Annotated in this window: 36 protein-coding genes; 35 read left to right on the top strand and 1 reads right to left on the bottom strand. The window is 49.6% G+C overall.

Annotated features, from left to right (window positions below):
* Positions 1-38: 38 nt before the first annotated feature.
* From fusA to PO881_RS17390, 35 genes are all read left to right on the top strand, one after another.
* Positions 39-2,153: an elongation factor G gene (gene fusA / locus PO881_RS17560; protein WP_101762633.1), complete on the top strand. Its 2,115-nt coding sequence runs from the start codon at positions 39-41 to the stop codon at positions 2,151-2,153.
* A 69-nt stretch (positions 2,154-2,222) separates the two neighbouring features.
* Positions 2,223-3,407, top strand: coding sequence for an elongation factor Tu (tuf, locus tag PO881_RS17555; protein ID WP_110867595.1), 1,185 nt, complete (start codon positions 2,223-2,225; stop codon positions 3,405-3,407).
* A gap of 178 nt (positions 3,408-3,585) precedes the next feature.
* Complete coding sequence (gene bfd, locus PO881_RS17550; protein ID WP_192237065.1) at positions 3,586-3,780, top strand: bacterioferritin-associated ferredoxin; 195 nt, start codon at positions 3,586-3,588, stop codon at positions 3,778-3,780.
* A gap of 105 nt (positions 3,781-3,885) precedes the next feature.
* Positions 3,886-4,368: a bacterioferritin gene (gene bfr / locus PO881_RS17545; RefSeq protein ID WP_101762566.1), complete on the top strand. Its 483-nt coding sequence runs from the start codon at positions 3,886-3,888 to the stop codon at positions 4,366-4,368.
* A 313-nt stretch (positions 4,369-4,681) separates the two neighbouring features.
* Positions 4,682-4,993, top strand: coding sequence for a 30S ribosomal protein S10 (gene rpsJ, locus PO881_RS17540; protein ID WP_006120582.1), 312 nt, complete (start codon positions 4,682-4,684; stop codon positions 4,991-4,993).
* Positions 4,994-5,025: 32 nt separating this feature from the next.
* Positions 5,026-5,652 (top strand): 50S ribosomal protein L3, encoded by a 627-nt coding sequence (gene rplC / locus PO881_RS17535; protein WP_008104741.1) that lies wholly within the window; start codon positions 5,026-5,028, stop codon positions 5,650-5,652.
* 10 nt (positions 5,653-5,662) lie between these two features.
* A complete protein-coding gene (gene rplD, locus PO881_RS17530) occupies positions 5,663-6,268 on the top strand; it encodes a 50S ribosomal protein L4 (RefSeq protein WP_007891650.1) in 606 nt (201 codons plus the stop codon).
* Entirely contained in the window at positions 6,265-6,567 is a 303-nt protein-coding gene (rplW, locus tag PO881_RS17525) for a 50S ribosomal protein L23 (RefSeq protein WP_007891652.1), read from the top strand. The genes rplD and rplW overlap by 4 nt, the downstream gene beginning before the upstream one ends.
* A gap of 17 nt (positions 6,568-6,584) precedes the next feature.
* Positions 6,585-7,406 carry a 50S ribosomal protein L2 gene (gene rplB, locus PO881_RS17520; protein ID WP_007891654.1) on the top strand — a complete coding sequence of 274 codons (822 nt, stop codon included), beginning with the start codon at positions 6,585-6,587 and terminating at the stop codon, positions 7,404-7,406.
* A gap of 16 nt (positions 7,407-7,422) precedes the next feature.
* Positions 7,423-7,701 (top strand): 30S ribosomal protein S19, encoded by a 279-nt coding sequence (gene rpsS, locus PO881_RS17515; RefSeq protein WP_001138115.1) that lies wholly within the window; start codon positions 7,423-7,425, stop codon positions 7,699-7,701.
* A gap of 13 nt (positions 7,702-7,714) precedes the next feature.
* A complete protein-coding gene (gene rplV / locus PO881_RS17510) occupies positions 7,715-8,047 on the top strand; it encodes a 50S ribosomal protein L22 (protein ID WP_007891659.1) in 333 nt (110 codons plus the stop codon).
* 17 nt (positions 8,048-8,064) lie between these two features.
* Positions 8,065-8,763: a 30S ribosomal protein S3 gene (gene rpsC / locus PO881_RS17505; protein ID WP_007891660.1), complete on the top strand. Its 699-nt coding sequence runs from the start codon at positions 8,065-8,067 to the stop codon at positions 8,761-8,763.
* A gap of 12 nt (positions 8,764-8,775) precedes the next feature.
* Positions 8,776-9,186 (top strand): 50S ribosomal protein L16, encoded by a 411-nt coding sequence (gene rplP / locus PO881_RS17500; protein WP_015962145.1) that lies wholly within the window; start codon positions 8,776-8,778, stop codon positions 9,184-9,186.
* Positions 9,186-9,374, top strand: coding sequence for a 50S ribosomal protein L29 (rpmC, locus tag PO881_RS17495; protein WP_007891662.1), 189 nt, complete (start codon positions 9,186-9,188; stop codon positions 9,372-9,374). The genes rplP and rpmC overlap by 1 nt, the downstream gene beginning before the upstream one ends.
* Positions 9,374-9,628 (top strand): 30S ribosomal protein S17, encoded by a 255-nt coding sequence (gene rpsQ, locus PO881_RS17490; RefSeq protein WP_007891663.1) that lies wholly within the window; start codon positions 9,374-9,376, stop codon positions 9,626-9,628. The genes rpmC and rpsQ overlap by 1 nt, the downstream gene beginning before the upstream one ends.
* A gap of 169 nt (positions 9,629-9,797) precedes the next feature.
* The gene (gene rplN, locus PO881_RS17485) at positions 9,798-10,169 is read left to right on the top strand and encodes a 50S ribosomal protein L14 (RefSeq protein WP_006120590.1); all 372 of its coding nucleotides are present in this window, start codon (positions 9,798-9,800) and stop codon (positions 10,167-10,169) included.
* 10 nt (positions 10,170-10,179) lie between these two features.
* Positions 10,180-10,494, top strand: a complete 315-nt coding sequence (gene rplX, locus PO881_RS17480) for a 50S ribosomal protein L24 (RefSeq protein WP_007891664.1) — start codon at positions 10,180-10,182, stop codon at positions 10,492-10,494.
* A gap of 14 nt (positions 10,495-10,508) precedes the next feature.
* A complete protein-coding gene (gene rplE / locus PO881_RS17475; RefSeq protein ID WP_007891665.1) occupies positions 10,509-11,048 on the top strand; it encodes a 50S ribosomal protein L5 in 540 nt (179 codons plus the stop codon).
* A 14-nt stretch (positions 11,049-11,062) separates the two neighbouring features.
* Positions 11,063-11,368, top strand: coding sequence for a 30S ribosomal protein S14 (gene rpsN / locus PO881_RS17470; protein ID WP_007891666.1), 306 nt, complete (start codon positions 11,063-11,065; stop codon positions 11,366-11,368).
* 32 nt (positions 11,369-11,400) lie between these two features.
* Positions 11,401-11,793 carry a 30S ribosomal protein S8 gene (rpsH, locus tag PO881_RS17465; RefSeq protein WP_007891668.1) on the top strand — a complete coding sequence of 131 codons (393 nt, stop codon included), beginning with the start codon at positions 11,401-11,403 and terminating at the stop codon, positions 11,791-11,793.
* A gap of 13 nt (positions 11,794-11,806) precedes the next feature.
* Entirely contained in the window at positions 11,807-12,340 is a 534-nt protein-coding gene (gene rplF / locus PO881_RS17460) for a 50S ribosomal protein L6 (protein WP_008104735.1), read from the top strand.
* Positions 12,341-12,349: 9 nt separating this feature from the next.
* Positions 12,350-12,703: a 50S ribosomal protein L18 gene (rplR, locus tag PO881_RS17455; RefSeq protein ID WP_008104733.1), complete on the top strand. Its 354-nt coding sequence runs from the start codon at positions 12,350-12,352 to the stop codon at positions 12,701-12,703.
* Positions 12,704-12,717: 14 nt separating this feature from the next.
* Positions 12,718-13,218: a 30S ribosomal protein S5 gene (gene rpsE / locus PO881_RS17450; RefSeq protein WP_007891679.1), complete on the top strand. Its 501-nt coding sequence runs from the start codon at positions 12,718-12,720 to the stop codon at positions 13,216-13,218.
* Positions 13,219-13,223: 5 nt separating this feature from the next.
* Complete coding sequence (gene rpmD, locus PO881_RS17445) at positions 13,224-13,403, top strand: 50S ribosomal protein L30 (protein ID WP_007891681.1); 180 nt, start codon at positions 13,224-13,226, stop codon at positions 13,401-13,403.
* Positions 13,404-13,406: 3 nt separating this feature from the next.
* Positions 13,407-13,841 (top strand): 50S ribosomal protein L15, encoded by a 435-nt coding sequence (gene rplO, locus PO881_RS17440; RefSeq protein WP_007891684.1) that lies wholly within the window; start codon positions 13,407-13,409, stop codon positions 13,839-13,841.
* 7 nt (positions 13,842-13,848) lie between these two features.
* Entirely contained in the window at positions 13,849-15,180 is a 1,332-nt protein-coding gene (gene secY / locus PO881_RS17435; RefSeq protein ID WP_007891686.1) for a preprotein translocase subunit SecY, read from the top strand.
* 32 nt (positions 15,181-15,212) lie between these two features.
* Positions 15,213-15,329 carry a 50S ribosomal protein L36 gene (gene rpmJ / locus PO881_RS17430; protein ID WP_004160566.1) on the top strand — a complete coding sequence of 39 codons (117 nt, stop codon included), beginning with the start codon at positions 15,213-15,215 and terminating at the stop codon, positions 15,327-15,329.
* Positions 15,330-15,475: 146 nt separating this feature from the next.
* The gene (gene rpsM / locus PO881_RS17425) at positions 15,476-15,832 is read left to right on the top strand and encodes a 30S ribosomal protein S13 (protein WP_034830736.1); all 357 of its coding nucleotides are present in this window, start codon (positions 15,476-15,478) and stop codon (positions 15,830-15,832) included.
* A 16-nt stretch (positions 15,833-15,848) separates the two neighbouring features.
* Positions 15,849-16,238 (top strand): 30S ribosomal protein S11, encoded by a 390-nt coding sequence (gene rpsK / locus PO881_RS17420; protein WP_004160563.1) that lies wholly within the window; start codon positions 15,849-15,851, stop codon positions 16,236-16,238.
* Positions 16,239-16,270: 32 nt separating this feature from the next.
* Positions 16,271-16,891: a 30S ribosomal protein S4 gene (rpsD, locus tag PO881_RS17415; protein WP_007891687.1), complete on the top strand. Its 621-nt coding sequence runs from the start codon at positions 16,271-16,273 to the stop codon at positions 16,889-16,891.
* A 25-nt stretch (positions 16,892-16,916) separates the two neighbouring features.
* A complete protein-coding gene (gene rpoA / locus PO881_RS17410) occupies positions 16,917-17,906 on the top strand; it encodes a DNA-directed RNA polymerase subunit alpha (protein WP_007891688.1) in 990 nt (329 codons plus the stop codon).
* A gap of 40 nt (positions 17,907-17,946) precedes the next feature.
* The gene (gene rplQ, locus PO881_RS17405; RefSeq protein ID WP_008104728.1) at positions 17,947-18,333 is read left to right on the top strand and encodes a 50S ribosomal protein L17; all 387 of its coding nucleotides are present in this window, start codon (positions 17,947-17,949) and stop codon (positions 18,331-18,333) included.
* Positions 18,334-18,446: 113 nt separating this feature from the next.
* Positions 18,447-18,818: a DUF1992 domain-containing protein gene (locus PO881_RS17400; RefSeq protein ID WP_280172147.1), complete on the top strand. Its 372-nt coding sequence runs from the start codon at positions 18,447-18,449 to the stop codon at positions 18,816-18,818.
* A gap of 1 nt (position 18,819) precedes the next feature.
* On the top strand, positions 18,820-19,257 hold the full coding sequence (zntR, locus tag PO881_RS17395) for a Zn(2+)-responsive transcriptional regulator (RefSeq protein ID WP_101762568.1): 438 nt from the start codon (positions 18,820-18,822) through the stop codon (positions 19,255-19,257).
* Positions 19,258-19,307: 50 nt separating this feature from the next.
* Positions 19,308-19,559, top strand: coding sequence for a ribosome alternative rescue factor ArfA (locus PO881_RS17390; protein WP_110867593.1), 252 nt, complete (start codon positions 19,308-19,310; stop codon positions 19,557-19,559).
* On the opposite strand, the gene mscL is transcribed toward PO881_RS17390, so the two are convergent.
* Positions 19,544-19,957 carry a large-conductance mechanosensitive channel protein MscL gene (mscL, locus tag PO881_RS17385; RefSeq protein ID WP_007891693.1) on the bottom strand — a complete coding sequence of 138 codons (414 nt, stop codon included), beginning with the start codon at positions 19,955-19,957 and terminating at the stop codon, positions 19,544-19,546. The two genes, PO881_RS17390 and mscL, sit on opposite strands and share 16 nt — an antisense overlap.
* Positions 19,958-19,980: the final 23 nt, after the last annotated feature.

The following is a 19,980-nucleotide window of genomic DNA, read 5'->3' as shown; positions in this document are numbered from 1 at the left end:
TTTTTTAACTTAGAACGTCTAAGAATCAGAGGAATCAAATGGCTCGTAAAACACCCATTGAGCGCTACCGTAACATTGGTATCAGTGCGCACATCGACGCCGGTAAGACTACAACTACCGAACGTGTTCTGTTCTACACCGGTGTAAACCACAAAATCGGTGAAGTTCATGACGGCGCAGCAACCATGGACTGGATGGAGCAGGAGCAGGAACGTGGTATTACCATCACGTCTGCTGCGACTACCTGTTTCTGGTCTGGTATGGCTAAGCAGTTTGAACCACACCACGTAAACATCATCGACACCCCTGGACACGTTGACTTCACCATCGAAGTTGAGCGTTCTATGCGTGTGCTTGATGGCGCAGTAATGGTTTACTGTGCAGTTGGTGGTGTTCAGCCACAGTCTGAAACCGTATGGCGTCAGGCTAACAAATATAAAGTTCCACGCATCGCGTTCGTTAACAAAATGGACCGCATGGGTGCTAACTTCCTGAAAGTTGTTGACCAGATGAAAGTGCGTTTGGGTGCAAACCCAGTTCCACTTCAGCTGGCTATCGGCGCAGAAGAAGGTTTCACCGGTGTTGTTGACCTGGTGAAAATGAAAGCGATCAACTGGAACGATGCCGATCAGGGCGTTACCTTCGTTTACGAAGATATTCCAGCTGATATGCAGGAACTGGCTGAAGAGTGGCGTGCGAAGCTGGTTGAAGCCGCTGCTGAAGGTTCTGATGAGCTGATGGAGAAATTCTTCGGCGGTGAAGAACTGACCGAAGAAGAGATTAAAACTTCTCTGCGTAAGCGCGTTCTGAAAAACGAAATCATCCTGGTGACCTGTGGTTCTGCATTTAAGAACAAAGGTGTTCAGGCGATGCTGGATGCGGTAGTTGAATACCTGCCAGCACCGACTGACGTTACCGCGATTAACGGTATGCTGGACGACGGTAAAGACACGCCGGCTGAGCGTCATTCCGATGACAAAGAGCCGTTTGCTGCACTGGCGTTCAAAATCGCTACCGACCCGTTTGTTGGTAACCTGACCTTCTTCCGCGTTTACTCTGGTGTTGTTAACACCGGTGACACCGTGTTCAACCCGGTTAAGTCAAACCGTGAGCGTCTGGGCCGTATCGTTCAGATGCACGCGAACAAACGCGAAGAGATCAAGGAAGTTCGTGCGGGCGATATCGCCGCTGCGATCGGTCTGAAAGACGTAACCACTGGTGACACCCTGTGTGACCCAGACAACGTCATCATTCTTGAGCGTATGGAATTCCCTGAGCCGGTAATCTCTATCGCCGTTGAGCCGAAAACCAAAGCTGACCAGGAAAAAATGGGTCTGGCTCTGGGCCGTCTGGCGAAAGAAGATCCATCATTCCGCGTATGGACTGATGAAGAAACCAACCAGACCATCATCGCGGGTATGGGTGAGCTGCACCTCGACATCATCGTTGACCGCATGAAGCGTGAATTCAACGTTGAAGCGAACGTCGGTAAACCTCAGGTTGCTTACCGTGAAGCGATTCGCGCGAAAGTTACCGATATCGAAGGTAAACACGCCAAGCAGTCTGGTGGTCGTGGTCAGTATGGTCATGTTGTTATCGACATGTACCCACTGGAGCCGGGCGTTAATCCGAAAGGTTACGAATTTGTCAACGATATCAAGGGCGGTGTGATTCCAACTGAATACATCCCTGCGGTTGATAAAGGTCTCCAGGAGCAGCTGAAATCAGGTCCACTGGCTGGTTATCCGGTAGTTGATCTGGGTGTTCGTCTGCACTTCGGTTCATACCATGATGTCGACTCCTCTGAGCTGGCGTTTAAACTGGCTGCTTCTTTAGCCTTTAAAGATGGCTTTAAGAAAGCACAACCTGTTCTGCTTGAGCCAATCATGAAGGTTGAAGTAGAGACTCCGGAAGAGAACACCGGTGACGTTATCGGTGACCTTAGCCGTCGTCGTGGTATGCTCAAAGGACAGGAATCTAACGCTACTGGCGTTCAGATCCATGCTGAAGTTCCGCTGTCTGAAATGTTCGGATATGCAACCCAGCTGCGTTCTCTGACCAAAGGCCGTGCTTCTTACTCCATGGAGTTCCTGAAGTACGATGATGCGCCGAACAACGTCGCTCAGGCCGTTATTGAAGCTCGTAGCAAATAAGCTACGGTTTAAAAATTGTGAACTGATGCCTTCATGACTCATGAAGGCACAACGTAAGGAATTATCGCCATGGCGAAAGAGCAATTTCAGCGTAACAAACTGCACGTAAACGTGGGCACCATCGGTCACGTCGACCACGGTAAAACCACCCTGACTGCAGCAATTACTACCGTACTGGCTAAAACCTACGGCGGTAAGGCAAGCAAATTCGATGAGATCGATAAAGCGCCAGAAGAGAAAGCACGTGGTATCACCATCAACACTTCTCACGTTGAATACGAAACCCCGTCTCGCCACTATGCGCACGTTGACTGCCCAGGCCACGCCGACTATGTGAAAAACATGATCACCGGTGCTGCGCAGATGGACGGCGCGATCCTGGTTGTTGCTGCGACTGATGGCCCAATGCCACAGACCCGTGAGCACATCCTGCTGGGTCGTCAGGTTGGCGTTCCTTACATCATCGTGTTCCTGAACAAGTGCGACATGGTTGATGATGAAGAGCTGCTGGAACTGGTAGAGATGGAAGTACGTGACCTGCTGTCAGCTTATGACTTCCCAGGCGACGACACTCCAATCGTACGTGGTTCTGCTCTGAAAGCGCTGGAAGGCGATGCTGAGTGGGAAGCTAAGATCATTGAGCTGGCTGAGCACCTGGATACTTATATTCCAGAGCCAGTTCGTGCAATCGACAAGCCGTTCCTGCTGCCAATCGAAGACGTATTCTCAATCTCTGGCCGAGGTACCGTTGTTACCGGTCGTGTTGAGCGCGGTATCGTTAAAGTGGGCGACGAAGTTGAAGTTGTTGGCCTTAAAGACACTGTGAAATCAACCTGTACTGGCGTTGAAATGTTCCGCAAACTGCTGGACCAGGGTCAGGCAGGCGAGAACTGTGGTGTTCTGCTGCGTGGTATCAAGCGTGAAGACATCGAGCGTGGCCAGGTTCTGGCTAAGCCGGGTTCAATCAAGCCACATACCCAGTTCACTTCAGAAGTTTACGTTCTGTCTAAAGATGAAGGCGGCCGTCATACTCCGTTCTTCAAAGGCTACCGTCCTCAGTTCTACTTCCGTACTACTGACGTGACCGGTGACGTTCAACTGCCAGAAGGCGTTGAAATGGTAATGCCAGGCGACAACGTAAAAATGACCGTAACTTTGATCAAGCCAATCGCTATGGATCAGGGTCTGCGTTTCGCAATCCGTGAAGGCGGCCGTACTGTTGGTGCGGGTGTTGTTGCTGAAATTATCGCTTAACTGCGTTAATGTTGATGGCTGTTTCGGCAGTCATCGCAGCATGAAAAAGAGCACTTCGGTGCTCTTTTTTTATGTCTGAATTTTGCCATTTCGATTAATCCCACATAAAAGCTGCGTTTGAAATAAAAACCATTCTCATTTACAATTTGATCATAAATTGTACGGGAGTCCGCAGTAAATGTACGTCTGCTTGTGTAACGCCGTGAGTGATAAAACTCTGCGCGAAGTGGTTCGCCGCTATCAACCCAAATCGATTCAACAATTGCGCCAGTTGGTTCCCATTGGAAAGCAATGTGGCAAGTGCGTGCGGTTTGCGCGTGAAATTATGAAAGATGAACTGCAAAACGTGCCGCTCTACAAAGAGATAGCTTAATAAAGTAATTCTGCACTTCCTAATACCCACAATAACTGTCGCGTTTTTTTGACTTCCTTTCATCCGCATCTACGCTCTATTTAGTTGGAAGCGGAGGAAGCAAAAATGAAGGGCGACAGTAAAATCATATTTCATCTCAACAAATTGCTGGGGAATGAACTGGTTGCGATTAATCAGTACTTCCTTCATGCGCGTATGTTCAAAAATTGGGGTCTGACCCGGCTCAATGACGTTGAGTATCATGAGTCAATCGATGAAATGAAACATGCGGACAAATATATCGAACGCATTCTTTTTCTTGAAGGAATTCCTAACCTGCAAGATCTAGGTCGATTACGCATCGGTGAAGACGTGCCGGAAATGCTGCAATCTGACCTGGCATTAGAACTGGAAGGCGCAAAGGATTTGCGTGAGGCGATAGCCTATGCCGACAAGGTTCATGACTACGTCAGCAGAGACATGATGATTGAGATTCTTACGGAAGAGGAAGGGCACATAGACTGGCTGGAAACGGAACTCGATCTGGTGAACAAACTCGGCCTGCAAAATTATCTTCAATCTCAATTAAAAGATCAGAACGAACATTAGCCATATGCCCATCGTCACGCAAGCCCGCTCAGTCAAAACGATTGCTGCGGGTTTTTTTCGGTCTGTAACCAGATTGATGTGGTTAAAAACACAACACGGGTTGCTTCCTGAACTGATTTACGTATAATGCGCGGGCCTACCGATATTGGTGTGGCGCGATTCGAGCAGAATCGCAGGGGATAGCTGTTTATGTATCGCCTAACAATACTCCCAATTGGGGAGTTATATGCTGAACGATTACACTCCTCCATCAATCGTAATGGATGCGGGTAGTAATTCTTTTCGTTTATAAAATGTTTGGAGCCTTGGTCTCATGTCGAACCAAAGAATCCGTATCCGTCTTAAAGCGTTTGATCATCGCCTGATCGATCAATCAACCGCGGAAATCGTTGAGACTGCCAAGCGCACTGGTGCGCAGGTACGTGGTCCGATCCCGCTGCCAACCCGCAAAGAGCGTTTTACCGTTCTGATCTCTCCGCACGTTAACAAAGACGCGCGTGATCAGTACGAAATCCGCACTCACAAGCGTCTGGTAGACATCGTTGAGCCAACTGAAAAAACCGTTGATGCTCTGATGCGTCTGGACCTGGCTGCCGGTGTTGACGTGCAGATCAGCCTGGGTTAATCAGGTCATCGAGCGATTGAGAGGTTGATACAATGATTGGTTTAGTCGGTAAAAAAGTGGGTATGACCCGCATCTTCACTGAAGATGGCGTTTCAATCCCAGTAACCGTTATCGAAGTTGAAGCAAACCGCGTTACTCAGGTCAAAGGCCTGGATAACGATGGTTACCAAGCTATTCAGGTTACCACCGGTGCTAAAAAAGCAAGCCGTGTGAGCAAGCCTGAAGCAGGTCATTTTGCTAAAGCTGGCGTTGACGCTGGCCGTGGTCTGTGGGAATTCCGCACCGAAGGTGAAGATTTCTCTGTTGGCCAGAGCATCAGTGTTGAAATTTTCGCTGACGTTAAAAAAGTAGACGTTACCGGTACCTCTAAAGGTAAAGGTTTCGCAGGTACCGTTAAGCGCTGGAACTTCCGTACCCAGGACGCTACGCACGGTAACTCCTTGTCACACCGCGTTCCGGGTTCTATCGGTCAGAACCAGACTCCGGGCAAAGTGTTCAAAGGCAAGAAAATGGCTGGTCAGCTGGGTAATGAGCGCGTAACCGTTCAGAGCCTGGAAGTAGTACGTGTTGACGCTGAGCGCAACCTGCTGCTGGTCAAAGGTGGCGTCCCGGGTGCAACTGGGTGCGATCTGATTGTTAAACCAGCTGTGAAGGCGTAAGGGGATAGCAATGGAATTAGTACTGAAAGACGCGCAGAGCGCGCTGACTGTTTCCGAAACTACCTTCGGTCGTGATTTCAACGAAGCGCTGGTTCACCAGGTTGTTGTTGCTTATGCCGCTGGTGCTCGTCAGGGTACTCGCGCGCAGAAGACTCGTGCTGAAGTTACTGGTTCAGGCAAAAAGCCTTGGCGCCAGAAAGGTACCGGCCGTGCGCGTTCAGGTTCTGTAAAGAGCCCGATCTGGCGTTCAGGTGGCGTAACCTTCGCTGCACGTCCACAGGACCACAGTCAAAAAGTTAACAAAAAGATGTACCGCGGCGCGCTGAAAAGCATCCTGTCCGAGCTGGTACGTCAGGACCGTCTGATCGTTGTCGAGACGTTCTCTGTAGAAGCGCCTAAAACTAAGCTGCTGGTACAGAAACTGAAAGACATGGCGCTGCAAGATGTGCTGATCATCACCGGTGAACTGGATGAGAATCTGTTCCTGGCTGCGCGTAACCTGTACAAGGTTGACGTGCGTGATGCAGCGGGCATCGACCCAGTTAGCCTGATCGCCTTCGACAAAGTCGTTATGACTGCGGAAGCAGTTAAGCAAGTTGAGGAGATGCTGGCATGATCCGTGAAGAACGTCTGCTGAAAGTAGTGCGTGCACCGCACGTATCAGAAAAAGCATCTACTGCGATGGAAAAAACCAATACCATCGTTCTCAAAGTTGCTAAAGACGCGACCAAAGCAGAGATCGTTGCTGCTGTTGAGAAGCTGTTCGAAGTGGAAGTTAAAGACGTAAACACCCTGGTAGTTAAAGGGAAAGTTAAGCGTCACGGACAGCGTATCGGTCGTCGTAGCGACTGGAAAAAAGCTTACGTCACCCTGAAGGAAGGCCAGAATCTGGACTTCGTCGGCGGCGCTGAGTAAGTCGGAGGAGAAAGACAATGGCAGTTGTTAAATGTAAACCGACATCTCCGGGTCGTCGCCACGTAGTTAAAGTGGTGAACCCAGAGCTGCACAAGGGCAAACCATTTGCTCCGCTGGTAGAAAAAAACAGCAAATCCGGTGGTCGTAACAACAATGGTCGTATCACTACCCGTCATATCGGTGGTGGTCACAAGCAGGCTTACCGTATTGTTGACTTCAAACGCAACAAAGATGGTATCCCAGCAGTTGTTGAGCGTCTTGAGTACGATCCGAACCGTTCTGCGAACATCGCACTGGTTCTGTACAAAGATGGCGAGCGCCGTTACATCCTGGCCCCTAAAGGCCTGAAAGCCGGCGATCAGATTCAATCTGGCGTTGATGCTGCGATTAAAGCAGGTAACACCCTGCCGATGCGTAACATCCCGGTGGGTTCTACCGTTCATAACGTAGAAATGAAACCAGGCAAAGGCGGTCAGATTGCTCGCTCAGCTGGTACTTACGTGCAGATCGTTGCGCGTGAAGGTTCCTACGTTACCCTGCGTCTGCGTTCAGGCGAAATGCGCAAAGTTGAATCCGAATGTCGTGCAACTCTTGGCGAAGTCGGCAACTCTGAGCACATGCTGCGCGTACTGGGTAAAGCTGGTGCAACCCGTTGGCGTGGTGTTCGTCCTACCGTTCGCGGTACTGCGATGAACCCAGTCGATCACCCGCACGGTGGTGGTGAAGGTCGTAACTTTGGTAAGCACCCGGTAACTCCGTGGGGCGTTCAGACCAAAGGTAAGAAGACCCGTAGCAACAAGCGTACTGATAAATTTATCGTACGTCGCCGTAGCAAATAATTTTAGAGGATAAGCCATGCCACGTTCTCTCAAGAAAGGTCCTTTTATTGACCTGCACTTGCTGAAGAAGGTAGAGAAAGCGGTGGAAAGCGGTGACAAGAAGCCCCTGCGCACTTGGTCCCGTCGTTCAACGATCTTCCCTAACATGATCGGTTTGACCATCGCTGTCCATAATGGTCGTCAGCACGTTCCTGTCTTTGTTTCCGACGAAATGGTCGGCCACAAACTGGGTGAATTTGCACCGACACGTACTTATCGCGGCCATGCTGCAGATAAGAAAGCCAAGAAGAAATAAGTAGGAGGAAGAGATGGAAACTATTGCTCAACATCGCCATGCTCGTTCTTCTGCTCAGAAGGTTCGCCTGGTGGCAGACCTGATTCGCGGTAAGAAAGTGTCGCAGGCTCTGGATATTCTGACCTACACCAACAAGAAAGCTGCTGTGTTGGTTAAGAAAGTCCTGGAATCTGCCATTGCGAACGCCGAACACAACGATGGCGCTGATATCGACGATCTGAAAGTCGCGAAAATCTTCGTAGACGAAGGCCCAAGCATGAAGCGCATTATGCCGCGTGCGAAAGGTCGTGCAGATCGCATCCTGAAGCGCACCAGCCACATTACTGTGGTTGTGTCCGATCGCTGAGACTCTGGAGACTAGCAATGGGTCAGAAAGTACATCCTAATGGTATTCGCCTGGGTATTGTAAAACCATGGAACTCTACCTGGTTTGCGAACACCAAAGAATTCGCTGACAACCTGGACAGCGATTTTAAAGTCCGTCAGTTCCTGACCAAGGAACTGTCTAAAGCGTCTGTATCTCGTATCGTTATCGAGCGTCCGGCTAAGAGCATCCGTGTGACTATTCACACTGCTCGCCCGGGTATCGTTATCGGTAAAAAAGGTGAAGACGTAGAAAAACTGCGTACGGTCGTCGCGAAAATCGCTGGCGTTCCTGCACAGATCAACATCGCCGAAGTCCGTAAGCCGGAACTGGACGCTAAATTGGTTGCTGATAGCATCACTTCACAGCTGGAGCGTCGTGTGATGTTCCGTCGTGCTATGAAGCGTGCTGTACAGAACGCAATGCGTCTGGGCGCGAAGGGTATTAAAGTCGAAGTCAGCGGCCGTTTGGGCGGTGCCGAGATCGCACGTACCGAATGGTACCGTGAAGGTCGCGTACCGTTGCACACACTGCGTGCAGACATTGACTACAACACCTCTGAAGCGCACACCACTTATGGTGTAATCGGCGTTAAGGTATGGATCTTCAAAGGCGAGATCCTGGGTGGTATGGCTGCTGTTGAACAACCGGAACCGGCTGCTCAACCTAAAAAGCAGCAGCGTAAAGGCCGTAAGTAAGGAGAGTCGCTGATGTTACAACCAAAGCGTACGAAATTCCGTAAAGTGCACAAAGGCCGCAACCGTGGTCTGGCGCAAGGTACGGATGTCAGCTTCGGTACTTTCGGTCTGAAAGCTGTTGGCCGTGGTCGTCTGACTGCACGTCAGATCGAAGCAGCACGTCGTGCTATGACCCGTGCAGTTAAGCGTCAAGGTAAAATTTGGATCCGTGTATTCCCGGACAAACCAATTACCGAGAAGCCGCTGGAAGTGCGTATGGGTAAAGGTAAGGGTAACGTGGAGTATTGGGTTGCCCTCATTCAACCGGGTAAAGTCCTGTATGAAATGGACGGAGTTTCGGAAGAATTGGCCCGTGAAGCCTTCAAGCTGGCAGCAGCAAAACTGCCTATCAAAACCACCTTTGTTACTAAGACGGTGATGTAATGAAAGCAAATGAGCTGCGTGAAAAAAGCGTTGAAGAGCTGAATACTGAGCTACTTAACCTGCTGCGTGAGCAGTTTAACCTGCGCATGCAAGCAGCATCCGGCCAACTTCAGCAAACCCATCTGCTGAAAGAAGTTCGCCGTAATGTTGCACGTGTTAAGACTTTACTGACTGAGAAGGCGGCGTAATGACCGATAAAATCCGTACTCTGCAGGGTCGTGTTATTAGTGACAAAATGCAGAAATCTGCAGTTGTTGCTATCGAACGTGTCGTGAAACACCCGATCTACGGTAAATTCATCAAGCGTACGACTAAGCTGCACATCCATGACGAGAACAACGAATGCGGTATTGGTGACGTGGTTGAAATCCGCGAAACCCGTCCGCTGTCCAAGACTAAGTCTTGGACGCTGGTTCGCGTTGTAGAGAAAGCGGTTCTGTAATAGAATCCGTTTCCTCTAAAAAATAAAACGAACGGCTCGTCTGAGCCGTTCGTTTTTTCTACCCATGTGCGAGAACCGGTGTTATAATGCCGCGCCCTCAATTATGGGGCTTTTTAACGACCTGAGGTTTGGGTCCCGAAGTAGTAGTTGACATTAGCGGAGCACTAAAATGATCCAAGAACAGACTATGCTGAACGTCGCCGACAACTCCGGTGCACGTCGCGTAATGTGTATCAAGGTTCTGGGTGGCTCGCACCGTCGCTACGCAGGCGTCGGCGATATCATCAAAGTGACCATCAAGGAAGCAATTCCTCGTGGCAAGGTGAAAAAAGGTGATGTCCTGAAAGCGGTAGTGGTGCGCACCAGGAAGGGTGTTCGTCGCCCGGACGGTTCTGTCATTCGCTTCGATGGTAATGCATGCGTTATTTTAAACAATAACAGCGAGCAACCTATCGGTACGCGTATTTTTGGGCCGGTAACTCGTGAACTTCGTACTGAAAAGTTCATGAAAATTATCTCTCTGGCACCAGAAGTACTCTAAGGAGCGAGCAATGGCAGCGAAAATCCGTCGTAACGACGAAGTTATCGTGCTTACCGGCAAAGACAAAGGTAAACGCGGTAAAGTAAAGAACGTCCTGACTTCTGGTAAAGTCATCGTTGAAGGTATCAACCTGGTTAAGAAACATCAGAAGCCGGTTCCGGCCCTGAACCAGCCAGGTGGCATCGTTGAAAAAGAAGCGGCTATTCAAGCTTCCAACGTTGCACTCTTCAATGCGGCAACCGGCAAGGCTGACCGTGTAGGCTTTAGATTCGAAGACGGCAAAAAAGTCCGTTTCTTCAAGTCTAATAGCGAAACTATCAAGTAATTTGGAGTAGTACGATGGCGAAACTGCATGATTACTACAAAGACGAAGTAGTCCAGAAACTCATGACAGAGTTCGGCTACAATTCTGTCATGCAAGTCCCTCGGGTCGAGAAGATCACCCTGAACATGGGTGTTGGTGAAGCGATCGCTGACAAGAAACTGCTGGATAACGCAGCAGCTGACCTGGCAGCAATCTCCGGTCAAAAACCGCTGATCACCAAAGCACGCAAATCAGTTGCAGGCTTCAAAATCCGTCAGGGCTATCCGATCGGCTGTAAAGTAACTCTGCGCGGTGAGCGTATGTGGGAGTTCTTTGAGCGTCTGATCACTATTGCTGTACCACGTATTCGTGACTTCCGCGGTTTATCTGCTAAGTCGTTCGACGGTCGTGGTAACTACAGCATGGGCGTTCGTGAGCAGATCATCTTCCCAGAAATCGATTATGACAAAGTCGATCGCGTTCGTGGTTTGGATATTACCATTACCACTACTGCGAAATCTGATGATGAAGGCCGTGCTCTGCTGGCTGCCTTTGAATTCCCATTCCGCAAGTAAGGTAGGGTTACTTAATGGCTAAGCAATCGATGAAAGCACGCGAAGTTAAGCGTGTGAAATTAGCAGACAAGTTCTTCGCTAAGCGCGTTGAACTGAAAGCGATCATTTCTGATGTGAACGCATCCGACGAAGATCGTTGGGATGCCGTTCTCAAGCTGCAGAGTCTGCCGCGTGATTCCAGCCCTTCCCGTCAGCGTAACCGCTGCCGTCAGACAGGTCGTCCGCACGGTTTCTTGCGGAAGTTTGGGTTGAGCCGTATCAAGGTCCGTGAAGCCGCAATGCGCGGTGAAATCCCGGGTCTTAAAAAGGCTAGCTGGTAATTGTCACCATTTGAATCACGGGAGTAACACAGATGAGCATGCAAGATCCGATCGCGGATATGCTGACCCGTATCCGTAACGGTCAGGCCGCGAACAAAGTTGCGGTCTCTATGCCTTCCTCCAAGCTGAAAGTGGCAATTGCCAACGTGCTGAAGGAAGAAGGCTATATTGAAGATTTTAAAATCGAAGGCGATATCAAGTCTGAACTGGAAGTTACTTTAAAGTATTTCCAGGGCAAGGCTGTGGTAGAGAGCATTCAGCGTGTTAGTCGTCCAGGTCTGCGCATCTATAAGAAAAAAGATGAGCTGCCAAAAGTAATGGCTGGTCTGGGCATCGCTGTAATCTCTACCTCTAAAGGTGTCATGACTGATCGTGCAGCGCGCCAAGCTGGTCTTGGTGGCGAAATTATCTGCTACGTAGCGTAATCGGAGGAATAAAATGTCTCGTGTTGCAAAAGCACCTGTCGTTGTTCCTGCGGGCGTAGAGGTAAAACTCAGCGGTCAGGAAGTTTCGATCAAAGGCAAAAACGGCGAGCTGACTCGTACTATCAACAGTGCTGTAGAAGTTAAGCATGCAGACAACGCCCTGACTTTCGCTCCACGCGAAGGTTATGCGGATGGTTGGGCACAAGCAGGTACTGCTCGTGCGCTGCTGAACGGCATGGTTATCGGTGTTACCGAAGGCTTCACCAAGAAGCTGCAACTGGTTGGTGTTGGTTATCGTGCAGCTGTTAAAGGCAACTCTGTGAGCTTGGCCCTTGGCTTCTCTCACCCTGTTGACCATGCACTGCCGGCCGGCATCACTGCTGAATGTCCAACTCAGACTGAGATCGTGCTGAAAGGCGCTGATAAACAGCTGATTGGTCAGGTTGCAGCTGATCTGCGCGCCTACCGTCGTCCTGAGCCTTATAAAGGCAAGGGTGTTCGTTACGCCGACGAAGTCGTGCGTACCAAAGAGGCTAAGAAGAAGTAAGGTAACACTATGGATAAGAAATCTGCTCGTATCCGTCGTGCGACCCGTGCACGTCGCAAGCTCAAAGAGCTGGGTGCTACTCGCCTGGTGGTACATCGTACCCCGCGTCATATCTACGCACAGGTGATCGCCCCGAACGGTTCCGAAGTTCTGGTTGCTGCTTCTACTGTAGAAAAAGCTATTGCCGAACAACTGAAGTATACCGGTAACAAAGACGCCGCTGCAGCTGTAGGTAAAGCTCTGGCTGAGCGCGCTGTTGAGAAAGGCATTACTAATGTCTCTTTCGACCGTTCCGGGTTCCAATATCATGGTCGTGTCCAGGCACTGGCAGATGCTGCCCGTGAAGCTGGCCTTCAGTTCTAAGGTAGAGGTCTAAGATGTCAAACATCGAGAAACAAGCTGGCGAACTGCAGGAAAAACTGATCGCGGTAAACCGTGTATCTAAAACTGTAAAAGGTGGTCGTATTTTCTCCTTCACCGCACTGACTGTAGTGGGTGATGGTAACGGCCGCGTTGGTTTTGGTTACGGTAAAGCGCGTGAAGTTCCAGCAGCGATCCAGAAAGCGATGGAGAAAGCCCGTCGCAATATGATTAACGTCGCGCTGACTCACGGCACCCTGCAGCACCCTGTTAAAGGTGCTCACACAGGTTCTCGTGTGTTCATGCAGCCAGCTTCTGAAGGTACCGGTATCATCGCCGGCGGTGCAATGCGCGCCGTTTTAGAAGTTGCTGGAGTACATAACGTTCTGGCTAAAGCGTATGGTTCTACCAACCCGATTAACGTGGTTCGTGCAACTATTGATGGCCTGGGCAATATGAATTCTCCGGAAATGGTCGCTGCCAAGCGTGGTAAATCCGTTGAAGAAATTCTGGGGTAATCACGATGGCTAAGACAATTAAAATTACACAAACCCGCAGTTCAATCGGCCGCCTGCCTAAGCACAAAGCGACTCTGGTTGGCTTGGGTCTGCGTCGCATCAATCACACCGTTGAGCGTGAAGATACGCCTGCTGTACGCGGTATGATTAACGCGATTTCCTACATGCTGAAAGTGGAGGAGTAAGAGATGCGTTTAAACACTCTGTCTCCGGCCGAAGGGTCTAAACACGCTTCTAAGCGTCTGGGTCGTGGTATCGGTTCTGGCCTCGGTAAAACCGGTGGTCGTGGTCACAAAGGTCAGAACTCTCGTTCTGGCGGTGGCGTACGTCGCGGTTTCGAGGGTGGTCAGATGCCTCTGTACCGTCGTCTGCCGAAATTCGGTTTCACCTCTCGCAAAGCAATGATCACGACAGAAGTTCGTCTGTCTGATCTGGCGAAAGTTGAAGGCGGTATTGTTGACCTGAATACGCTGAAAGCGGCCAATATTATCGGTGTTCAGATTGAATTCGCGAAAGTGATTCTTTCTGGTGAAGTTTCTGCACCGGTAACGGTTCGCGGTCTGCGTGTCACCAAAGGTGCTCGTGCTGCAATCGAAGCTGCTGGCGGTAAAATCGAGGAATAAGTAGCAGATGGCAAAGCAACCGGGATTAGATTTTCAAAGTGCCAAAGGTGGCTTTGGTGAACTGAAGCGCAGACTGTTGTTTGTAATCGGTGCACTCATTGTCTTCCGAATTGGCTCTTTTATTCCAATCCCCGGTATCGATGCCACTGTACTTGCCAAACTGCTTGAGCAACAGCGTGGCACCATCATTGAAATGTTCAACATGTTCTCTGGTGGTGCTCTCAGTCGTGCCTCAATCTTCGCTCTGGGTATTATGCCGTATATTTCGGCCTCCATTATTATCCAGCTGCTGACGGTGGTTCATCCAGCGTTAGCTGAGATTAAGAAAGAGGGTGAAGCTGGTCGTCGTAAGATTAGCCAGTACACTCGCTACGGTACACTGGTTCTGGCTGTATTCCAGTCGATCGGTATTGCTACCGGTTTACCGAATATGCCTGGAATGCAGGGGCTGGTAATGAATCCAGGCTTTGCATTCTACTTTACCGCTGTTGTAAGTCTGGTTACTGGGACAATGTTCCTGATGTGGCTGGGCGAACAGATTACTGAACGAGGTATCGGTAACGGTATCTCGATCATTATCTTCGCAGGTATTGTTGCGGGACTCCCGCCGGCCATTGGCCATACCATCGAGCAAGCGCGGCAAGGTGACCTGCACTTCCTTCTGTTGCTGTTGGTTGCAGTTCTAGTATTTGCAGTGACGTTCTTTGTTATTTTCGTCGAGCGTGGCCAGCGCCGCATTGTGGTCAACTACGCTAAACGTCAGCAAGGCCGTCGTGTATATGCTGCACAGAGCACACATTTACCGTTGAAAGTGAATATGGCGGGCGTAATCCCAGCTATTTTTGCTTCCAGCATTATTCTGTTCCCGGCGACCATAGCATCATGGTTCGGGGGCGGTACCGGTTGGAACTGGCTGACAACAATTTCGCTGTATTTGCAACCAGGACAGCCGCTTTATGTGCTACTCTATGCGACTGCAATCATCTTCTTCTGTTTCTTCTACACGGCGTTGGTCTTCAACCCACGTGAAACAGCAGATAACCTGAAGAAGTCTGGTGCATTCGTACCGGGAATTCGTCCGGGAGAGCAAACGGCGAAGTACATCGATAAAGTAATGACACGTCTGACCTTAATCGGCGCACTGTATATTACTTTTATCTGCCTGATCCCGGAGTTCATGCGTGATGCTATGAAAGTTCCATTCTACTTTGGCGGCACATCGCTGCTCATCGTAGTGGTCGTCATCATGGACTTTATGGCTCAAGTGCAAACTCTGATGATGTCGAGTCAGTACGAGTCTGCATTGAAGAAAGCTAACCTGAAGGGCTACGGCCGTTAATTCGGGTGCTTGAGAAGTTACGGAGAGTAAAAATGAAAGTTCGTGCTTCCGTCAAGAAATTATGTCGTAACTGCAAAATCATTCGCCGCGACGGTGTCGTACGTGTGATCTGCAGCGCCGAGCCAAAGCATAAACAGCGCCAAGGCTGATATTGTCACATATTTTTCTTGCAAAGTCGGGTTGAGCTGGCTAGATTAGCCAGCCAATCTTTTGTATGTCGATGCGTTACCATTTGAGTATCCTGAAAACGGGCTTTTCAGCATGGGACGCATTTGTTTAATTATAGGAGTGCATAGTGGCCCGTATAGCAGGCATTAACATTCCTGATCAAAAACATACCGTTATCGCATTAACTTCGATTTTCGGTATCGGTAAAACTCGTTCTAAAGCCATCTGCGCTTCAACGGGTATTGCTGAAAATGTTAAGATCAGAGAGCTGTCTGAAGAACAAATTGAACAGCTGCGTGAAGCAGTTGGTAAATTCGTTGTTGAAGGTGATCTGCGCCGTGAAATCACCCTGAGCATCAAGCGTCTGATGGACCTTGGTTGCTATCGTGGTTTACGCCATCGTCGTGGTCTGCCAGTTCGCGGTCAGCGTACTAAGACCAATGCACGTACCCGTAAGGGTCCGCGTAAACCGATCAAGAAATAATCGGGGTGAGTAAATAATGGCAAAGGCACCAGTTCGTGCACGCAAGCGTGTAAGAAAACAAGTCTCAGATGGCGTGGCTCATGTCCATGCATCTTTTAACAACACCATCGTTACAATTACTGATCGTCAGGGTAACGCACTGGGTTGGGCAACCGCCGGTGGTTCCGGTTTCCGCGGTTCACGTAAATCTACTCCGTTTGCTGCTCAGGTAGCTGCAGAGCGCTGTGCAGAAGCAGTGAAAGATTACGGTATTAAGAATCTGGAAGTTATGGTTAAGGGTCCGGGTCCAGGACGCGAATCAACAATTCGTGCTCTGAACGCTGCTGGTTTCCGCATCACTAATATTACTGATGTGACTCCAATCCCTCACAACGGTTGTCGTCCGCCGAAAAAACGTCGCGTTTAATCGCCCGTTTTTAGGTTAGTTGGAGAAAGAAAATGGCAAGATATTTGGGTCCTAAGCTCAAGCTGAGCCGTCGTGAGGGTACCGACTTATTCCTTAAGTCTGGCGTTCGCGCGATCGATACCAAGTGCAAAATTGAACAACCACCTGGTCAGCATGGTGCGCGTAAACCGCGTCTGTCTGACTACGGCGGCCAGTTGCGTGAAAAGCAGAAAGTTCGTCGTATGTACGGCGTGCTGGAGCGTCAGTTCCGCAACTACTATAAAGAAGCAGCACGTCTGAAAGGCAACACAGGTGAAAACCTGCTGGCCCTGCTGGAAGGCCGTCTGGATAACGTTGTTTACCGTATGGGCTTTGGCGCCACTCGTGCAGAAGCACGTCAGCTGGTTAGCCATAAATCTATCCTGGTGAACGGTCGCGTTGTTAACATCGCTTCTTATCAGGTATCTCCGAATGATGTCGTAAGCATCCGTGAGAAAGCCAAACAGCAATCTCGCGTGAAGGCCGCTCTGGAGCTGGCTGAGCAGCGTGAAAAGCCAACCTGGCTGGAAGTTGATGCTACTAAGATGGAAGGTGTGTTCAAGCGTATTCCTGAACGTACTGATCTGTCTGCGGACATTAACGAACACCTGATCGTCGAGCTTTACTCTAAGTAAAGCTTAGTACCAAAGAGAGGACACAATGCAGGGTTCTGTGACAGAGTTTCTAAAACCGCGCCTGGTAGATATCGAGCAAGTGAGTTCGACGCACGCCAAGGTGACCCTTGAGCCGTTAGAGCGTGGCTTTGGCCATACTCTTGGCAACGCACTGCGCCGTATTCTGCTTTCTTCCATGCCGGGTTGCGCGGTGACCGAGGTTGAGATTGATGGTGTGCTTCATGAGTACTCCACCAAAGAGGGCGTACAGGAAGATATCCTGGAAATCCTGCTTAACCTGAAAGGGTTGGCGGTAAGAGTTCAAGGTAAAGATGAAGTCATCCTTACTCTGAATAAATCTGGCATTGGCCCTGTGACTGCAGCCGACATCACCCACGACGGTGATGTTGAAATCGTCAAGCCGCAGCATGTGATCTGCCACCTGACCGATGAAAACGCATCTATTAGCATGCGTATCAAAGTTCAGCGTGGTCGTGGTTATGTGCCGGCTTCTGCCCGAATTCATTCGGAAGAAGATGAGCGCCCAATCGGCCGTCTGTTGGTTGACGCTTGCTACAGCCCTGTAGACCGTATTGCCTACAATGTTGAAGCAGCGCGTGTAGAACAGCGTACCGACCTGGACAAGCTGGTCATCGAAATGGAAACCAACGGCACAATCGATCCTGAAGAGGCGATTCGTCGTGCGGCAACCATCCTGGCAGAACAACTGGAAGCTTTCGTTGACTTACGTGATGTACGTCAGCCGGAAGTAAAAGAAGAGAAACCAGAATTCGATCCGATCCTGCTGCGCCCTGTTGACGATCTGGAATTGACTGTCCGCTCTGCTAACTGCCTCAAGGCAGAAGCTATCCACTACATCGGTGATCTGGTACAGCGTACCGAGGTTGAGCTGCTTAAAACGCCTAACCTGGGTAAAAAATCTCTTACCGAGATTAAAGATGTGCTTGCTTCACGTGGTTTGTCTCTGGGCATGCGCCTGGAAAACTGGCCACCAGCAAGCATTGCTGATGAATAACCCGATCACAGGTTAAGGTTTCACTGAGAAGGATAAGGTCATGCGCCATCGTAAGAGTGGTCGTCAACTGAACCGCAACAGCAGCCATCGTCAGGCTATGTTCCGCAACATGGCTGGTTCTCTGGTTCGTCATGAGATCATTAAGACGACTCTGCCGAAAGCCAAAGAGCTGCGCCGCGTAGTTGAGCCGCTGATTACTCTTGCCAAGACCGACAGCGTAGCTAATCGTCGTCTGGCATTCGCCCGCACTCGTGATAACGAGATCGTGGCAAAACTATTTAACGAGCTGGGCCCGCGTTTCGCGAGCCGTGCCGGTGGTTACACTCGCATTTTGAAGTGTGGCTTCCGTGCTGGTGACAACGCTCCGATGGCTTACATCGAGCTGGTTGATCGTCCAGAAGCTCAAGCAGAAGCTACTGCAGAGTAATTTGCAGTATCGTAAAAAACCCGCTTCGGCGGGTTTTTTATTGTCCGTAATTCCTTTCCATTTACTCCCCTTTCGCTATGCTGATGGCTGATACACCCATCAGGAACTCCCTTATGTGGCTAATTGATCAACTTGTAGAGCAACACATACGTGAAGCTCAGGAAAAGGGTGAGCTGAGTAATTTGCCCGGCGAAGGTGCACCTTTACAGCTAGATAATGACAGCGGAGTGCCAGTTGAACTGCGCACGGCATATCGGCTGTTGAAAAATTCTGGTTACTTACCTCCGGAACTTGAAATGCGTCGAGAAGCATTGGCGGTAAACGATCTGCTACGCGAACTGGATCCTGACGATGGCAAGGCGCGAGAACTGTCGAAACGCTTAGCTTTGCTAGAAATAAAACTCCAGCAAGCCGGAATCAGTACCGAATTTTTGCGCGGCGAGTATAGCGATAACATCCATCATCATTTGCAGCGGGAGAAATAGCATGTATCGGATTGGCCAGCTGGCAAAAATGGCGGATGTGACGCCAGACACCATCCGCTTTTATGAAAAACAGCAGATGATGAATCATGAGGTACGCACTGAGGGCGGTTTTCGTCTTTATAGCGACGATGATTTACAGCGGCTGCGTTTTATTCGTTATGGTCGCCAACTCGGCTTTAGCTTAGAGTCAATCCGTGGTTTATTGTCGATCCGCATCGATCCTGAACATCATACTTGCCAGGAATCCAAAGCCATTGTGGCGAAAAGATTGGATGAAGTGAATGGCATGATTGCCGAACTACAGACGATTCAACGTTCATTGCATCGTTTAGCTGAAACCTGCTGCGGCGACATACATAGCAGCGCTTGCTGTTCAATACTTGAAGCTCTGGAGAGAGGTGAGGAGCCGCAGCCTGAAATTTGTTGTAGTAAGGATTGAATTTTGCGCTGGAAGGAATATAGTTGCGCCGTTAATAACCGGAGGACGAGATGACTCGCTATCAGCACCAAAAAGGTAAAATCAACGATAATGCACTGGAAGCATTATTACATGATCCACTGTTTAGGCAGCGCATTGAGAAGAATCAGAAAGGAAAGGGCAGCTATCAACGTAAAGACAAACATGGCAAAGGACGTAACTGGGAGGCCAGTGATAAGCAGAAAAGTTTATCACTGGCCTTCTTCTTTAAAGACAAAAAAGCCGCCTTACGTGGGCGGCTTTTTTATTATAATTTATCGTGATTTTGTTGTTTTAACAGGTCACGGATTTCAGTGAGCAGTAACTCTTCATTCGTCGGCTTAGGTGCCGCTTTCTCAACTTCTTTTTTCTGATACAGCTTGTTCATTACTTTAATTGCCAGGAATATCGCGAAGGCAACAATAACGAAATCGAACACGGTCTGAATAAAGTTACCGTACTCCATTACCACAGCAGGAATATCACCTTCTGCCGGTTTTAATATCCATTTAAACTGTTTGAAATCGACGCCACCAATCAGCAAGCCAAGTGGCGGCATGATGATATTGGCGACCAGTGAAGAAACAATCTTACCAAAAGCGGCACCGATGATGACACCTACCGCCAGATCAACCACGTTCCCGCGCATTGCAAAATCACGAAACTCTTTGAATAAACTCATTGTTATCTCCTTGCCTTGGCCAA

Origin of the sequence: Pantoea sp. SS70 (assembly GCF_029866845.1) — a bacterium.
Classification (GTDB): Bacteria; Pseudomonadota; Gammaproteobacteria; order Enterobacterales; family Enterobacteriaceae; genus Pantoea; species Pantoea leporis.
The sequence above is the reverse complement of the archived record's forward strand: the minus strand, read 5'-3'. Positions and strand labels throughout refer to the sequence as shown.

Coding starts and splice junctions, on each gene's coding strand:
- rpsQ (WP_007891663.1), top strand. CDS start 9,374: ATGACCGATAAAATCCGTACTCTGCAGGGTCGTGTTATTAGTGACAAA.
- rplB (WP_007891654.1), top strand. CDS start 6,585: ATGGCAGTTGTTAAATGTAAACCGACATCTCCGGGTCGTCGCCACGTA.
- secY (WP_007891686.1), top strand. CDS start 13,849: ATGGCAAAGCAACCGGGATTAGATTTTCAAAGTGCCAAAGGTGGCTTT.
- rpmD (WP_007891681.1), top strand. CDS start 13,224: ATGGCTAAGACAATTAAAATTACACAAACCCGCAGTTCAATCGGCCGC.
- rplE (WP_007891665.1), top strand. CDS start 10,509: ATGGCGAAACTGCATGATTACTACAAAGACGAAGTAGTCCAGAAACTC.
- rpsN (WP_007891666.1), top strand. CDS start 11,063: ATGGCTAAGCAATCGATGAAAGCACGCGAAGTTAAGCGTGTGAAATTA.
- rpsE (WP_007891679.1), top strand. CDS start 12,718: ATGTCAAACATCGAGAAACAAGCTGGCGAACTGCAGGAAAAACTGATC.
- rpsD (WP_007891687.1), top strand. CDS start 16,271: ATGGCAAGATATTTGGGTCCTAAGCTCAAGCTGAGCCGTCGTGAGGGT.
- rplC (WP_008104741.1), top strand. CDS start 5,026: ATGATTGGTTTAGTCGGTAAAAAAGTGGGTATGACCCGCATCTTCACT.
- rplV (WP_007891659.1), top strand. CDS start 7,715: ATGGAAACTATTGCTCAACATCGCCATGCTCGTTCTTCTGCTCAGAAG.
- PO881_RS17400 (WP_280172147.1), top strand. CDS start 18,447: ATGTGGCTAATTGATCAACTTGTAGAGCAACACATACGTGAAGCTCAG.
- rplF (WP_008104735.1), top strand. CDS start 11,807: ATGTCTCGTGTTGCAAAAGCACCTGTCGTTGTTCCTGCGGGCGTAGAG.
- rpsS (WP_001138115.1), top strand. CDS start 7,423: ATGCCACGTTCTCTCAAGAAAGGTCCTTTTATTGACCTGCACTTGCTG.
- rpsJ (WP_006120582.1), top strand. CDS start 4,682: ATGTCGAACCAAAGAATCCGTATCCGTCTTAAAGCGTTTGATCATCGC.
- mscL (WP_007891693.1), bottom strand. CDS start 19,957: ATGAGTTTATTCAAAGAGTTTCGTGATTTTGCAATGCGCGGGAACGTG.
- rpmC (WP_007891662.1), top strand. CDS start 9,186: ATGAAAGCAAATGAGCTGCGTGAAAAAAGCGTTGAAGAGCTGAATACT.
- rplN (WP_006120590.1), top strand. CDS start 9,798: ATGATCCAAGAACAGACTATGCTGAACGTCGCCGACAACTCCGGTGCA.
- rpmJ (WP_004160566.1), top strand. CDS start 15,213: ATGAAAGTTCGTGCTTCCGTCAAGAAATTATGTCGTAACTGCAAAATC.
- rplD (WP_007891650.1), top strand. CDS start 5,663: ATGGAATTAGTACTGAAAGACGCGCAGAGCGCGCTGACTGTTTCCGAA.
- zntR (WP_101762568.1), top strand. CDS start 18,820: ATGTATCGGATTGGCCAGCTGGCAAAAATGGCGGATGTGACGCCAGAC.
- rplR (WP_008104733.1), top strand. CDS start 12,350: ATGGATAAGAAATCTGCTCGTATCCGTCGTGCGACCCGTGCACGTCGC.
- fusA (WP_101762633.1), top strand. CDS start 39: ATGGCTCGTAAAACACCCATTGAGCGCTACCGTAACATTGGTATCAGT.
- bfd (WP_192237065.1), top strand. CDS start 3,586: ATGTACGTCTGCTTGTGTAACGCCGTGAGTGATAAAACTCTGCGCGAA.
- rplX (WP_007891664.1), top strand. CDS start 10,180: ATGGCAGCGAAAATCCGTCGTAACGACGAAGTTATCGTGCTTACCGGC.
- rplQ (WP_008104728.1), top strand. CDS start 17,947: ATGCGCCATCGTAAGAGTGGTCGTCAACTGAACCGCAACAGCAGCCAT.
- rpsK (WP_004160563.1), top strand. CDS start 15,849: ATGGCAAAGGCACCAGTTCGTGCACGCAAGCGTGTAAGAAAACAAGTC.
- rplP (WP_015962145.1), top strand. CDS start 8,776: ATGTTACAACCAAAGCGTACGAAATTCCGTAAAGTGCACAAAGGCCGC.
- rplO (WP_007891684.1), top strand. CDS start 13,407: ATGCGTTTAAACACTCTGTCTCCGGCCGAAGGGTCTAAACACGCTTCT.
- PO881_RS17390 (WP_110867593.1), top strand. CDS start 19,308: ATGACTCGCTATCAGCACCAAAAAGGTAAAATCAACGATAATGCACTG.
- bfr (WP_101762566.1), top strand. CDS start 3,886: ATGAAGGGCGACAGTAAAATCATATTTCATCTCAACAAATTGCTGGGG.
- rplW (WP_007891652.1), top strand. CDS start 6,265: ATGATCCGTGAAGAACGTCTGCTGAAAGTAGTGCGTGCACCGCACGTA.
- tuf (WP_110867595.1), top strand. CDS start 2,223: ATGGCGAAAGAGCAATTTCAGCGTAACAAACTGCACGTAAACGTGGGC.
- rpoA (WP_007891688.1), top strand. CDS start 16,917: ATGCAGGGTTCTGTGACAGAGTTTCTAAAACCGCGCCTGGTAGATATC.
- rpsH (WP_007891668.1), top strand. CDS start 11,401: ATGAGCATGCAAGATCCGATCGCGGATATGCTGACCCGTATCCGTAAC.
- rpsC (WP_007891660.1), top strand. CDS start 8,065: ATGGGTCAGAAAGTACATCCTAATGGTATTCGCCTGGGTATTGTAAAA.